The sequence below is a fragment of the Thermoanaerobacterium xylanolyticum LX-11 genome (assembly GCF_000189775.2).
In the GTDB taxonomy this organism is placed as follows: Bacteria; Bacillota; Thermoanaerobacteria; order Thermoanaerobacterales; family Thermoanaerobacteraceae; genus Thermoanaerobacterium; species Thermoanaerobacterium thermosulfurigenes.
In genome coordinates, this window is record NC_015555.1 from 1 (window position 1) to 14,107 (window position 14,107).

The window sequence follows — 14,107 nt, forward strand, 5'->3', positions numbered from 1 at the left end:
TATATTTTTATCAAATAAAATTTTATCAACAGCATTTTTATATCTTAAAAAAACAATGTTACATTGTTAATATTTTTTTGTCTTTTTAACAAAATTTATTAACAACTTGCCGATATAAACACATATAAATTATTTTTTATCAACAGCTTGTTTATATTTGTAGGAGGTCACAAAATGTATGACGATTGTTACTCACTTTGGGATGCAATATTTGAAAAATTAAAAAGCGAATTGACAACCACCAGCTATACCACATGGCTTGTTCATTTAAAACCTGTGGCACTATTAGATGACATACTTGTGCTATCAGCGGTAAATGTATTTACAAAAAACATAATAAATGGACGGTACTTAAATGTAATATACGATGCAGCAAAATCGATAACAAATAAAAAAATTGAAATAAAGATAGTATCCGAGGATGAAGAAGAATACAAGAAAATAAAAGAAACCGTCCAATTTAAAAGCGAAAAGGACAAGACTGTTTCTAATATGTTAAATCCAAAGTACACTTTTGATACATTTGTTGTAGGAAATAGCAATAAATTAGCACACGCCGCATGTTTAGCTGTAGCACAATCACCCGCAAGAGCGTACAATCCACTGTTTATATACGGAGGTGTTGGCCTAGGCAAAACCCACTTAATGCATGCTATAGGTCATTTTGTGCTGGAGCACAACAGCAACACAAAGATAATGTACGTTACATCAGAGACATTTACAAACGAGCTGGTTAACTCTATAAAAGACGACAAAAACGAAGAATTTAGGAATAAATACAGAAGCATGGACATACTTTTAATAGACGACATACAATTTATAGCTAAAAAAGAGAGGACGCAGGAGGAATTTTTCCATACTTTTAATACACTGTACGAAGCCAATAAACAGATAATAGTTTCCAGCGATAGACCTCCTAAAGAAATACCAACGCTGGAAGACAGGCTTAGATCGCGGTTTGAATGGGGCCTTATAGCAGATATACAGCCACCAGATTTCGAAACGAGGATAGCAATACTAAAGAAAAAAGCGCAAAACGAAAACCTAAATATTCCTGACGATGTGCTAGTATACATTGCTGAAAAAATACCTTCAAATATAAGAGAATTAGAAGGTGCTTTAATAAGAATCGTAGCTTTTTCCTCACTTACAAAGGCGAACATAGACCTTGATCTTGCAAAAGATGCTTTGAAGGACATAATATCAAACAAAGTTAGAAAGATAACAGTTAAGCTAATACAAGAAGAGGTATGCAAATACTACAACATAAACTACGAAGATTTTATATCAAAAAAGAGGACTAAGACAATAGCTTTCCCAAGGCAAATTGCAATGTACTTAGCCCGTGAAATGACAGACTTGTCATTGCCTAAGATAGGTGAAGAATTTGGCAAAGATCACACTACAGTTATTCATGCGTACGACAAAATCTCTAACGACATAAAGGAAGATGAATCTTTAAATAAGCAAATTGAAGAACTTAAAAAGAGAATAAAAGGTTTTTAACATATCAACGTTGATAAACTGTTGATAACATAAATTTTTTTGGGCTTGTTGATATTGTCAATATCTTTTCAAAAATAATAATAAGTTATCAACAACATAAAAATATGGTATATTAACTAAATTAAGAGTTTTTAACATATTAACAAGCTCTATTATTACTACTACTATTATTATTTATTTATATTTTTATTTTTTTTAAATATGCTTAAAAGGAGCGAAATTTTTTATGAAATTTTCTTGTGATAAAATTTCATTATTAAATGCTGTAAATAAAGTTATAAAAGGGGTAACCCCCCGTACCACCCTCCCTATTCTCCAAGGTATTCTTTTAAAATCAGAAAACAACAAGATAGTAATGTATACTACAGACATGGAAATAGGAATTCAATGTAGTATTGAGGCATTTATCATTGAAGATGGAAGCATAGTTGTTTCATCTAAAGTTTTCTCAGATCTTGTAAGAAAGCTTCCAGATGATACGGTTTTTTTTGAATCTGATGAAAGCAATATGGTATATATAAAGTGTGGTTTAACTGAATTTTCTATATCAGGAAATTCTTCTGATGAATTCCCTGATATTCCGGATGTAATAAAAGATGTGACTTTTTCGTTAAATCAGAAGATTCTAAAAGAAATGATAAAAATGACCTCATTCAGTGTTGCTCAAGATATGGCTAGGCCGATTTTGACAGGTATACTTATGGAAGTAAGCAAAAATACGATAAATATGGTAGCACTTGATGGATACCGAATGTCCATAAAAAAATACGTTTCAGAAGATCCTTTATCAAAAAATTTGGATGATTTTAGCGTTGTAATACCAGGTACTACAGCTAATGAGCTTTTAAGGGTTATGGAAGATAGTGATGATGAGGTATCTATATCTTTTACAGGTAATCAGATTTTATTTGAATTTAACGATACAAAAGTTATATCGAAACTTTTAGATGGGAATTATATGAATTATAAGACAGTAATACCTAAGGATTTTAAGTCTGTAGTCATTATAGATAAAGATGATTTAATAGGTGCTATAGATAGAGCGTCATTGTTGGCTTCAAATAAAAGTAATTTGATTAAATTTACTTTTAATGAAAGAGAACTTGTGATATCATCAAACTCTGAAAAGGGAAAGATGTCAGAAAGGCTTAATATAGAAATTGAAGGTAATCTGATTGAAATAGCTTTTAACTCCAGGTACCTTTTAGAAGCTCTTAGAGTCATCGATTCTAAAAAAATAAAGATTAGCATGATAAACAGCATAAACCCCATGATAATAACACCTATAGAAGATGATGACTACTTGTACATGGTGTTGCCTGTAAAATTAAATGATTAATCGAGAGGGTTTGGTATGATGGAAGAGGTAAAAATAAACACTGAATACATTACACTTGACCAGTTTTTAAAGTACGTAGGTATAGCGGAAACTGGTGGTAAAGGTAAACAAATGATATTAGAAGGTCTTGTAAAGGTAAATGGAAATATTGAGCTTAAAAGAGGGAAAAAATTGCGCAAAGGTGATACGGTAATCGTAGATGAAAAAAAGTTTGTGATTAAATAAAGTACAGTTTTGCTGTACGAAAGGAAAAGGAATGAATGTATCTAAAAGAGCTTATTGTTGACAATTTTAAGAATTTAAAGCATCAAAAGGTTATATTTTCTGCTGGTACAAATGTAATATACGGTTCAAACGCGCAAGGAAAAAGCAATCTTTTAGAATGCATAAGGTTATTAAGCATTGGAAAATCCTTTAGAAATAGTAAAAATAGGGACATGGTTTGTTTTGATGTAGATTATTATTATATAAAAGGTGTTTTCGACGTAGATGGCGAAGAAGTAACAGTTGAGACAGGGTATAAGTTAAATCAAAACAGGTTTTTTAAGGTAAATAACAATAAGATAAAGAATATTTCGGAGTTAATCGGCGTTATACTTACTACGATTTTTTCTCCAGATGACCTAAATATCGTAAAAGGCAGTCCTTCATTAAGAAGGCGATACATGGATGCATCTATTTCAATGATCAAGAGAAACTACCTTTACGACATAATACAGTACAACAAAGTTTTAGCAAACAGAAACAAGGTTTTAAAGGATGTAAAATTTAAAAAAGAAAGTGCAAGACTTTTGGACATTATGGATGAACAGCTTTCATTTTTTGGTTCGAAAATTATTATGTACAGAAGACAGTACATCAATAATCTTGACTTAATAGTAAAAAAAATTGTTCAAGATATTTCATGTGAAAAAGTTGATTTGATATATTGGAATAATGTTACAGACAAAATTGATGACATTAAGTCTATCAAAGATTTACTTTTAAATAAGTTGATATTAAACAGGGATGTTGATATAAAATACGGCGATACGAAGTACGGGCCTCACAGAGATGATGTGAAAATATTTATAAATGGCCATGATTCAAGAATTTTCGCTTCACAAGGTCAGCAGCGAACTATTGCTCTATGTCTTAAATTGGCAGAATACGAAGTAATAAGATCAGAAAATGGTGAAAATCCTATACTTTTGCTTGATGATGTTATGTCAGAGTTAGATGAAAATAGGAGAAAATATATCTTAAATAAAGTTGAGGGATGTCAGACTTTTATAACACATACAGAAAAAAAAGACGTAAAAGGTGATAAATATTTTTTGATTTCTGATGGTTTAATTATATCTGATTAAGGAGGAAATTATGTACGTTCATTTAGGTGGGAATGTAGTGGTGCCAGACGATGAAATAATTGCAGTTTTTAATATAGATGTTAAATCTTCAAAAGATACCAGTGAATTTTTAAGGATTGCTGAAGAAGAAGGATTTATTGTAAAAATATCAGATGACAACATAAAGTCTTTTGTAATAACAGAGAGAAATAAAAAAAGCATAATCTACATATCTCCCATATCGTCCTACACCATTATAAAAAGGGCCTTAAAATACAGTGAATAAAAAATAGAGGTAAAACCTCTATTTTTTTACAAATCTATTAACGATCGCATCTTGTGTTAGATGTTCGAAGGAGTCATCTAAAGGCATTAGAGTGCAATTGCCGTATTTTCTTTCCAGAGCTTTTTTTATCAATATATCTGTAAACTCTGGATTTTTAGGCAGAACTGGACCGTGAAGGTACGTTCCAAATGTGTTTTTGTATATTGCACCTTCCATGCCGTCTTCTCCATTATTGCCATTTCCATATATGACCTTTCCTAAAGGCTTTACGTTATTCTGTAAAAATGTCTTTCCGGAGTGATTTTCAAATCCTACCATCTTAAATGTCTTGCCATCGATATATGATTCTATTATTATGTTGTCAATCATCCTTTTGTTTCCTGCTACCGTGTATATTTCAAGTGCACCTATGCCAGGCAATTTGTTTCCGTCCGAAGATAAATAGTACATGCCAAGCAGTTGATATCCGCCACATATGCTGAGAAGCGTCAATCCATCTTCAATGGCAGACTTTAAATTATTTGCTCTCTTTAATGTCAGATCATCGCTGACGATTTTTTGTTCTCTGTCAGAGCCGCCGCCTAAGAACAGTATGTCGATGTCTTTGAAATTTGTATTGGTATCCACTGTTATAGCTTTTATTTCGGTTTCAATTCCTCTCCACTCACATCTTCTTTTAAGTGTTATTATGTTTCCTCTATCTCCATAAAGATTCAGTAGTTCCGGGTACATATGGCCTATTACGAGTTTCATTGTTTTACACCTCTTGATTTTAAGTAGTTATTTACTTCATGCAATGATGTGTAGTTAGGAAGTACAGCTATCAATTCTTCATCTGTTATGGTTGGAATGTAGTCCATTGCTTCATCTATTGGTTTTATGATTTTTATCTTCTTTTGATCTATTCCGGCGTATTTAAGCCTTAAGGCCATATCTTCTGCCCTTAACCCCGATGTTACAACATGGTTTATTTTTGTATGTGATACAAAGTTTTCGATGTCTACATCCCAAAGCCAAGATACATCTCTACCGTCAGCGTAATTATCGTTTATGGCAATTAATAAGTTTAAAGGTTTATTGATTTCTCTTAACATATTTAAAGTGCTGTCAAAGCCTATTGGATTTTTAATGAGATTTATTATGGTTTTTTTGCCTTTTAAATAAGTCTTTTGAAGTCTACCTGCAATAGGCGTGTAGTTGTTAAGTCCCGTTTGTATATCTGAAAATGAAATACCTAAAAGTACATTTGTTGCTACAGATGCCATGACGTTATAAACGTTGTATGCACCTGTAAGATGGCTTTTTACGTTTATCAATTTTTCTTTGTATTTTAATTTAAATGATATTCCATCTTCTGTAAGTTTTATATCAAGTGCACCGAAATCCAATTTTGGACGTGATTTTCCACATTTAGGACAGTAGTAGTCGCCAAGCTGACCGTAAAAAACATCCTTGTAGACGTATTTTCCACCGCAAACTGGACAATATTTTTGTTCAAATGCCGGTGATAGGCTGTAACCGTAGTTTAACTTATCTAAGATGCCGTAGTAAAAAACATTTATGTTAAGGTCATCGCCTAAAGAAGCTGTAAAAGGCTCATCTGCGTTTAAAAGAAGCATTGAATCTTTAGGAAGTTTACTTAAAGATTCCTTGACTTTTTTGATTGTCGTGTCTAATTCACCGTATCTGTCAAGCTGATCTCTAAAAAAATTCGTCACAACGACTACCTTTGGATTGATGTCATTTAAGACAAGAGGCATATTCGCTTCGTCAACTTCAAACACGCCAGTATCGCAACTTATATTGCCAAAGATGTCGCTGTTTTTTATAAGCACAGTGGCAATTCCACTTAACATGTTTGCTCCTTCTCTGTTATGAACTACTTTCTTGCCAGACGACCTTAAAATCTCCGCTATAAGTCCTGATGTAGTAGTCTTTCCATTTGTTCCCGTCACAACTATCTTTTCATTTTTTACATCTTTTACGATGTTCTTTATGATATCAGAATCTACCTTTAAAGCTAATTTTCCTGGCAATGATGTACCGTTTTTTCCAGTTAATTTACAACCAAGTATTACAAATTTTCCTACTAAGATACCGAGAAGATCCAATATAACACCACCTTGAAAATGAACATCATATCTACATATTTAAGTATATTATAAAATAGTCTTTTTATAAAATAAAAAATTTCCTTTTAGAAGTAAAAATGCAAAAAAATCTGCTTAAATTCGCTTCCTTGTATAAAAAACAAAAAAATGATACAATAAAACTATTGGAATTTAGTACGGAGGTATGTATATGGCAAATGATGAAACATATGGTGCAAGTCAAATTCAAATATTAGAGGGTCTTGAGGCTGTAAGGAAGCGTCCTGGCATGTACATAGGAAGCACCAGCAGTAGGGGACTTCACCATCTTGTGTATGAGATAGTAGACAATAGCATTGATGAGGCATTGGCAGGGTACTGCAAAAATATAGATGTCATTATTCACAAAGATAATTCTGTATCTGTAATAGATGATGGTAGGGGAATACCGACAGACATACATCCACAAACAGGTAAATCAGGTGTTGAAGTTGCGCTGACTGTACTACATGCAGGTGGTAAGTTTAACAATGACGTTTATAAAGTTTCTGGTGGTCTTCACGGTGTAGGACTATCAGTAGTAAATGCTTTATCAAAAAATCTTGAAGTTATCGTCAAGCAAAATGGAAAAGTGTATCAGCAAAAGTATGAAAGAGGGGTTCCAAAGACAGATCTTACAGTAATCGGTGAGACAGATGAAACCGGTACGACAATAACATTTTCTCCAGATGGGGAAATATTTGAGACGTTAGAGTATGATTATGACGTGCTTTCACAGAGGCTAAGGGAATTGTCGTTTTTGAATAAAGGCGTAAAAATAAGGCTTGTTGATGAGAGAGATGGAAAAGAAGATGTTTTTCACTATGAAGGTGGCATAGTTGAGTTTGTAAAGTATCTAAACAGAAATAAAGAAGTGTTGCATCCAGAGCCTATTTACATGGAAAGCAAAAGCGATACGTACGAAGTTGAAGTGGCGATGCAGTACAATGACAGCTATACGGAGAACATATTTAGCTTTGCAAACAATATCGATACAAGAGAAGGCGGCACACATTTAATAGGCTTTAAAACAGCATTGACAAAAGTCATTAATGACTACGCAAGAAAGTTTAACATCATAAAGGAAAACGACAAAAATTTGCAAGGGGAAGATGTAAGGGAAGGGCTTACGGCGATTATAAGCGTGAAACTCATGAATCCGCAGTTTGAAGGACAGACGAAGACGAAATTAGGTAATTCCGAGATGCGTTCAATAGTTGATTCTGTCGTGACGGAAAAGCTGACGGCTTTCATGGAGGAAAACCCTTCACTGTCAAAAGTCATTCTTGAAAAGGCTACATCTGCTGCAAGAGCAAGAGAAGCAGCCAGAAAAGCCAGAGAGCTTACAAGAAGGAAGTCAGCGCTGGAATCTACTTCACTTCCAGGTAAATTAGCAGATTGTTCAGAAAAGGATGCATCTAAATGCGAACTTTACCTTGTTGAGGGTGATTCTGCAGGCGGTTCTGCAAAAATGGGGAGAGATAGCAAATATCAAGCTATACTTCCTCTTAGAGGTAAGATTTTGAATGTAGAAAAGGCAAGGCTTGATAGAATTTTATCAAGTGATGAGATAAAAGCGATGATAACAGCATTAGGCACTGGAATTGGTAGCGATTTTGACATCTCAAAGCTTAGATACCATAAAGTCGTCATAATGACAGATGCCGATGTTGACGGAAGCCACATAAGGACATTGCTTCTTACATTTTTCTACAGGTTTATGAGGCCTTTGATAGAAAATGGAAATATATATATTGCACAGCCACCACTTTATAAGATAGAGAAAAATAAAAAGGTATACTACGCTTATTCCGATAAAGAGCTTGACAATATTTTAAAAGAGATCGGAAGAGAAAATTACAATGTACAGAGGTACAAAGGTTTAGGAGAAATGGATGCGGAGCAGCTTTGGGATACTACGATGGATCCTGAGAAAAGGACTATGCTGAAAGTAAGCCTTGATGATGCTATTGCAGCTGATGAAATATTTACTATTTTGATGGGCGACAAAGTAGAGCCAAGGCGTGAATTTATAGAAAAATACGCTAAAACCGTTAGAAATCTTGATATATAGGCAGGTGATTTAAGTGAGCGATAACACAAATAATGAAGAATTGAGAGTAATACCAGTAGATGTAGAAGATGAGATGAAAAAATCTTTTATAGATTACGCCATGAGCGTCATCGTAAGCAGGGCCTTGCCTGACGTGAGAGATGGATTAAAGCCTGTTCACAGGAGAATTCTCTATGCAATGAATGGCCTTGGTCTTACGCCTGACAAGCCTTACAAGAAAAGCGTAACTGTCGTAGGTGAAGTATTAGGGAAATACCATCCACACGGCGATGTGGCAGTTTACGATGCTATGGTTAGGATGGCGCAGGATTTTTCTATGAGAGAGACATTGGTTGACGGCCATGGTAATTTTGGAAGCATCGACGGAGATCCGGCTGCTGCAATGAGGTACACAGAAGCAAGGTTATCAAAGATAGCCTTGGAAATGCTTACTGACATAAATAAAGAGACTGTGGACTTTGTGCCAAATTTCGATGAAAACTACAAAGAACCTGTAGTTCTTCCATCAAGGTTTCCAAACTTATTAGTAAATGGATCACAAGGAATAGCCGTTGGAATGGCTACTAATATTCCTCCTCACAATTTAGGCGAAGTGATAGACGGCATAATTGCGTATATAGATAATCCGTATATTGCTACAGATGAGCTTATGAGGTATATAAAGGGCCCTGACTTTCCTACGGGTGGTCTTATAGTTGGAAAAGATGGCATCAGAGAAACGTACGAGACAGGCAGAGGGAAGATAATAGTAAGAGCTAAGGCAGAGATAGAGGAGCACAATGGCAGGAATCGCATAGTCGTAACAGAATTGCCTTATATGGTTATAAAATCAAAGTTGGTTGAAAAGATAGCAGAGCTTGTAAGGGACAAGCATATAGAAGGCATCTCTGATTTAAGAGATGAATCGGATAGAAACGGCATGAGAATTGTCATCGAATTAAAGAGAGATGTAAATCCAAAGGTCGTCTTGAATAAATTGTACATGCATACACAGATGCAGCAGACGTTTGGAGCTATCATGTTGGCCCTTGTAGATGGAGCTCCAAAGATACTTTCGTTAAACCAGATTATTGAGAAGTACGTGGATCATCAGGTGGATGTCATTACGAGAAGGACTAAGTTTGACCTTCAAAAGGCTGAAGAAAGGGCACATATTTTAGAAGGCTTGAAGATTGCCCTTGACCATATTGATGAAGTCATAAATGTTATACGAAGCTCCAAAACAGAGCCTATAGCGAAGAATAATTTGATGGACAAGTTTGGGCTTAGTGATAGGCAAGCACAGGCTATCGTTGATATGAGGCTAGGACGCCTTACAGGATTAGAAAGACAGAAGATAGAAGATGAATTAAACGATCTTTACCAAAAAATAAAAGAGCTAAAAAGCATACTGTCAGATGAAAAAAAGGTGTTGGACATAATAAAGAAAGAGCTTAAAGATGTAAAAGATAAATATTCATCAGGCAGAAGAACTCACATTGTGGCAAAAGAAGACGAAGTTGACATTGAAGATTTGGTTCAATTGGAAGACGCTGTTGTAACCATGACGCACTTTGGTTACATAAAGAGAATGCCTCTTGATGCTTATAAAGCACAGAAGCGTGGTGGAAAGGGCATATCTGGCATATCTACAAGGGAAGACGATTTTGTGGAAAATGTATTTACGACTACGACACATGATAGGCTATTGTTTTTCACAAATAAAGGTAAGGTGTACAGCTTAAGGACTATAGATATACCTGAGTCAGGAAGGCAAGCTAAGGGGACAGCTATAATAAACCTCATTCAGATAGATCAGGATGAAAAAGTAAATGCTGTGATACCAATTAAGAAATCTCACAATGCTAAGTATGTCGTAATGTGCACGAAAAATGGAATAATCAAAAAGACTGAAATCGACGATTTCCCGAAGATAAAGAAAAGCGGCAATACAGCCATAAAGCTTGATGATGGAGATGAGCTTATAAATGTCATGCTTACAGATGGCAACAGGGAAATAATCATAGGTACAGCAAATGGCTTCTGCATAAGGTTCCATGAGGACAATTTAAGGCCAATGGGCAGACAGGCAAGAGGTGTAATAGCAGTTACACTTAGAGACGATGATTATGTTGTTGAGATGGATTTGGTCGATAGAGATAAAGACATATTAGTTGTTACAGAAAATGGATATGGAAAAAGAAGCGATGCCAATGAATACAGATCGCAGACAAGGGCAGGAAAAGGAATAATAGCTGCAAAAATAACGAAAAAAACTGGAAAATTGGTTTCTATAATGTCTGTAAGTGAAAAAGATGAGCTTATGATAATCTCAGCCAATGGAATCCTTATAAGGACAAAAATTGCTGATATATCAAAGATGCATAGGGATACTACAGGTGTGATGCTGATGAAGCTTGATGAAGGTGATAGAGTTGTTTCGACTGCAAGGATAGCAAATGATGAGGAATAAATTGTTAAAATTTATTTTAACAAAAGAAGGATTTTTAAGATAGATGTTGAATATATATATAGAGGTAAATTGTTAAAAATTTTTCTAAAGGAGAGGTTACCATGAAAAAATCATTGGCTATTGGGCTTACTACGGCATTTATTGCAGTAAGCTTGGTTGGTTGTGGTTCAAATAGCTCCAATACGTCTTCAAATACATCTGGCTCATCCGGTGCGTACAAAGACGGTACTTACAAAGCAGAACAAGCATCATTCGATGCACACGGATACAAAGGACAGATTGAGATCACCGTAAAAGACGGCAAGATTTCAAGCGTTGTGTACAATGAAGTAGATAAAAACGGCAAGTTCAAAAGAGACGATGCCGACTACGCATCAAAGATGAAAGCTAAAAACAACATAACGCCAAAAGAAGTAGATGAAAAACTTCAGCAAGAATTAGTAGATAGCCAAGATACGTCAAAAGTCGATACTGTGGCAGGTGCTACAGAATCATCAAAGACGTTTGTAGAGTTGGCAAATCAAGCATTGAAAGATGCTAAGAAATAAAAAACCCCTCCATTTTGGAGGGTCTTTTTCATGGATCTATTTTTAGTATACCTAATGCTTTTTCCAGGTCTATTATGTGATTTTCTTCTTCTAAAGCTATATTTCTGAGCTTTTGTCCTACGTCAAACAATCCTAAATTTTCCGCTTGAGCTATCCTTTGATTGTATCCATTCAATGCGTCGTACTCGTAGTTTAAATCTTGATAAAGCATTTCTCTATTGTCAAGAGAAGTTTGCCTTGGGTAAACTTCCACTGTGGGGATACCACCAAGGTATTGTATAATGTCTGTCAATATTACCGCATGATCGTGTTCATCTTTTGCGTGTTCTAATATCTTGTCGATGACTTCCACGTATTCCGCACCGTGCAGCATGCTGGAATGCTGGATGTACTGCACCATTGCGGCATATTCCTTGGTTAAGTCAGTATTCAAGTTTGATATAAGCTCTTTTTTGCTTACCATTAAAATTCACCTCTTTAAAAATATATGTTGATTCATACTATGATGATACTGATAAAAAAGTATTTTTTTGCTTAAAAAATTAAAATTTTTTAATAAATGTAAACGATGATTTATTTAGAATTTACAAAAAATTAAGTTGACTTATTTTCAATATGCTGATAGAATAACTATTAATTTCACCTTAAGATATTTCATCTCAATAAAGGCGATGATGGAGAGGGGTATATGTATAAGCTAAAGAGAGCCGGTGGTTGCTGCAAACCGGTGCGAGTACATATATTAGATCGCTCCGGAGTAGTTAAGTTGAAGTTTTAGTAGGCTTAACCGTAAGACCTGCGTTAAAGGTAAAGTATGATTACTTGCTGAGGTATTTGCCGTGAGGTAAATACGAAATCAGGTGGTACCGCGAGATGATCCTCGCCCTGAATATAGGGCGGGGATTTTTTAATATGTGAAAGGGGTGATATTATCATACACACAATATCTGTCTTGGTAAACAATCATTCTGGTGTATTGTCGAGAGTTGTAGGTCTTTTCTCAAGAAGAGGCTATAACATCGAAAGTTTGGCTGTAGGCACCACAGAACAAAATGATCAATCTCGCATTACCTTAACAGTCGATGGTGACGATTATGTGATAACACAAATAATAAGACAGCTTAGCAAGCTGTATGATGTTATTAAGGTACAAGATGTAGGCAAATTTCCTAATGTCTCAAGGGAGCTTGTACTGGTAAAAGTCGAGATCAATTCCAGCACGAGAGATGACATCATGCATATTGTAGATACTTTTAGAGGCAAAGTCATTGATATTTCACTGGATTCTATCATCATTGAAATGACTGGAGACACTGAAAAGGTTGAGGCATTTATAAAACTCATCAAACAATTTCAAGTAAGAGAACTTACAAGAACAGGTCTTATAACTTTAGAAAGAGGAAATAGAATTTTAAAAGAATACGAGGAGGAATTGTAAATGGCAAGAATGTATTATGATGAAGATGCAGATTTAAATCTTTTGAAAGGAAAGAAAATTGCGATAATTGGTTATGGTAGCCAAGGACATGCACATGCTCTTAATTTAAGGGATTCTGGTTTAGATGTTGTGGTAGGTCTATATGAAGGAAGCAAATCTGCTGAAAGAGCGAAACAGGATGGACTTACGGTTTTAAATGTAGATGATGCGTGTGAAGTATCTGACATAATAATGATTTTAATACCTGATGAAAAGCAGTCAAAAGTGTACAAAGAAAGCATAGAAAAGCACTTAAAACCTGGAAATGCTTTGGTTTTTGCTCATGGTTTCAATATACATTTCCATCAGATTGTGCCGCCAGAGTACGTGGATGTATTCATGGTAGCGCCAAAAGGGCCTGGACATTTGGTAAGAAGGGTTTTTACAGAAGGAAAAGGCGTTCCTGATTTAGTTGCGGTTCATCAAAACTACACTGGAAAGGCTTTTGAGATAGCCTTAGCTTATGCTAAAGGAATTGGAGGCACAAGAGCAGGTGTCTTAGAGACTACTTTTAAAGAGGAGACAGAGACGGATCTTTTTGGTGAACAGGCGGTTTTGTGCGGCGGTGTCACGGAGCTTATGAAAGCAGGTTTTGAAACTTTAGTAGATGCTGGTTATCAACCTGAAATAGCCTATTTTGAGTGTATACACGAGATGAAGCTTATAGTCGATTTGATCTATGAGGGCGGTTTTGCCAACATGAGGTATTCCATCTCTGATACGGCAGAGTATGGTGATTATCTGACAGGCAAAAGGATAATAACGGAAGATACGAGAAACGAAATGAAACAAGTTTTGAATGAAATTCAGACAGGGGAGTTTGCAAAGAAATGGCTTTTAGAAAATGCTGTAGGAAGACCGCAGTTTAATGCCATAAGAGAAAGAGAAGCAAATCAAAAGCTTGAGAAGGTAGGAAAAGAGCTCCGTGGAATGATGTCATGGCTTAAAAAGAAGTAAAGAGGGGGCTT

General features: G+C 35.2%; 13 protein-coding genes and 1 other annotated feature. Of the genes, 10 read left to right on the forward strand and 3 right to left on the reverse strand.

Features of this window, described 5'->3' with window-relative positions; all coding sequences use genetic code 11:
- The first annotated feature begins 174 nt into the window (after positions 1–174).
- The 5 genes from dnaA to remB all read left to right on the forward strand — a co-directional run bounded on the left by dnaA (position 175) and on the right by remB (position 4,459).
- Positions 175–1,506 (forward strand): chromosomal replication initiator protein DnaA, encoded by a 1,332-nt coding sequence (dnaA, locus tag THEXY_RS00010; RefSeq protein WP_013786829.1) that lies wholly within the window; start codon positions 175–177, stop codon positions 1,504–1,506.
- Positions 1,507–1,732: 226 nt separating this feature from the next.
- Entirely contained in the window at positions 1,733–2,845 is a 1,113-nt protein-coding gene (gene dnaN, locus THEXY_RS00015; RefSeq protein WP_013786830.1) for a DNA polymerase III subunit beta, read from the forward strand.
- 18 nt (positions 2,846–2,863) lie between these two features.
- Positions 2,864–3,070 carry an RNA-binding S4 domain-containing protein gene (locus tag THEXY_RS00020; RefSeq protein ID WP_041592153.1) on the forward strand — a complete coding sequence of 69 codons (207 nt, stop codon included), beginning with the start codon at positions 2,864–2,866 and terminating at the stop codon, positions 3,068–3,070.
- A 35-nt stretch (positions 3,071–3,105) separates the two neighbouring features.
- Positions 3,106–4,194, forward strand: coding sequence for a DNA replication/repair protein RecF (gene recF, locus THEXY_RS00025; protein WP_013786832.1), 1,089 nt, complete (start codon positions 3,106–3,108; stop codon positions 4,192–4,194).
- A gap of 10 nt (positions 4,195–4,204) precedes the next feature.
- Entirely contained in the window at positions 4,205–4,459 is a 255-nt protein-coding gene (gene remB, locus THEXY_RS00030) for an extracellular matrix regulator RemB (RefSeq protein ID WP_013786833.1), read from the forward strand.
- A gap of 18 nt (positions 4,460–4,477) precedes the next feature.
- On the opposite strand, the gene THEXY_RS00035 is transcribed toward remB, so the two are convergent.
- Positions 4,478–5,212 (reverse strand): type 1 glutamine amidotransferase, encoded by a 735-nt coding sequence (locus THEXY_RS00035; protein ID WP_013786834.1) that lies wholly within the window; start codon positions 5,210–5,212, stop codon positions 4,478–4,480.
- On the reverse strand, positions 5,209–6,570 hold the full coding sequence (locus tag THEXY_RS00040; RefSeq protein WP_013786835.1) for a MurT ligase domain-containing protein: 1,362 nt from the start codon (positions 6,568–6,570) through the stop codon (positions 5,209–5,211). Before THEXY_RS00040 ends, THEXY_RS00035 begins: the two co-directional genes overlap by 4 nt.
- Positions 6,571–6,760: 190 nt before the next feature.
- Between THEXY_RS00040 and gyrB the strand changes: the two genes are divergently transcribed.
- From gyrB to THEXY_RS00055, 3 genes are all read left to right on the forward strand, one after another.
- Positions 6,761–8,662 (forward strand): DNA topoisomerase (ATP-hydrolyzing) subunit B, encoded by a 1,902-nt coding sequence (gene gyrB, locus THEXY_RS00045; RefSeq protein WP_013786836.1) that lies wholly within the window; start codon positions 6,761–6,763, stop codon positions 8,660–8,662.
- A 13-nt stretch (positions 8,663–8,675) separates the two neighbouring features.
- Complete coding sequence (gene gyrA, locus THEXY_RS00050) at positions 8,676–11,114, forward strand: DNA gyrase subunit A (RefSeq protein ID WP_013786837.1); 2,439 nt, start codon at positions 8,676–8,678, stop codon at positions 11,112–11,114.
- A 101-nt stretch (positions 11,115–11,215) separates the two neighbouring features.
- On the forward strand, positions 11,216–11,662 hold the full coding sequence (locus tag THEXY_RS00055; protein ID WP_013786838.1) for an FMN-binding protein: 447 nt from the start codon (positions 11,216–11,218) through the stop codon (positions 11,660–11,662).
- Between the two features lie 28 nt (positions 11,663–11,690).
- Here THEXY_RS00055 and THEXY_RS00060 read toward each other — a convergent pair whose 3' ends face one another.
- Complete coding sequence (locus THEXY_RS00060) at positions 11,691–12,125, reverse strand: ferritin-like domain-containing protein (RefSeq protein ID WP_013786839.1); 435 nt, start codon at positions 12,123–12,125, stop codon at positions 11,691–11,693.
- A 199-nt stretch (positions 12,126–12,324) separates the two neighbouring features.
- Positions 12,325–12,553 (forward strand) — a binding site (T-box leader).
- Positions 12,554–12,596: 43 nt separating this feature from the next.
- On the opposite strand from THEXY_RS00060, the gene ilvN reads away from it, so the two are divergent.
- Both ilvN and ilvC read left to right on the forward strand, forming a co-directional pair.
- Complete coding sequence (gene ilvN / locus THEXY_RS00065; RefSeq protein WP_041592037.1) at positions 12,597–13,100, forward strand: acetolactate synthase small subunit; 504 nt, start codon at positions 12,597–12,599, stop codon at positions 13,098–13,100.
- Positions 13,101–14,096, forward strand: coding sequence for a ketol-acid reductoisomerase (gene ilvC / locus THEXY_RS00070; protein ID WP_013786841.1), 996 nt, complete (start codon positions 13,101–13,103; stop codon positions 14,094–14,096). It begins immediately after the preceding gene.
- The last annotated feature ends 11 nt before the right edge of the window (positions 14,097–14,107 follow it).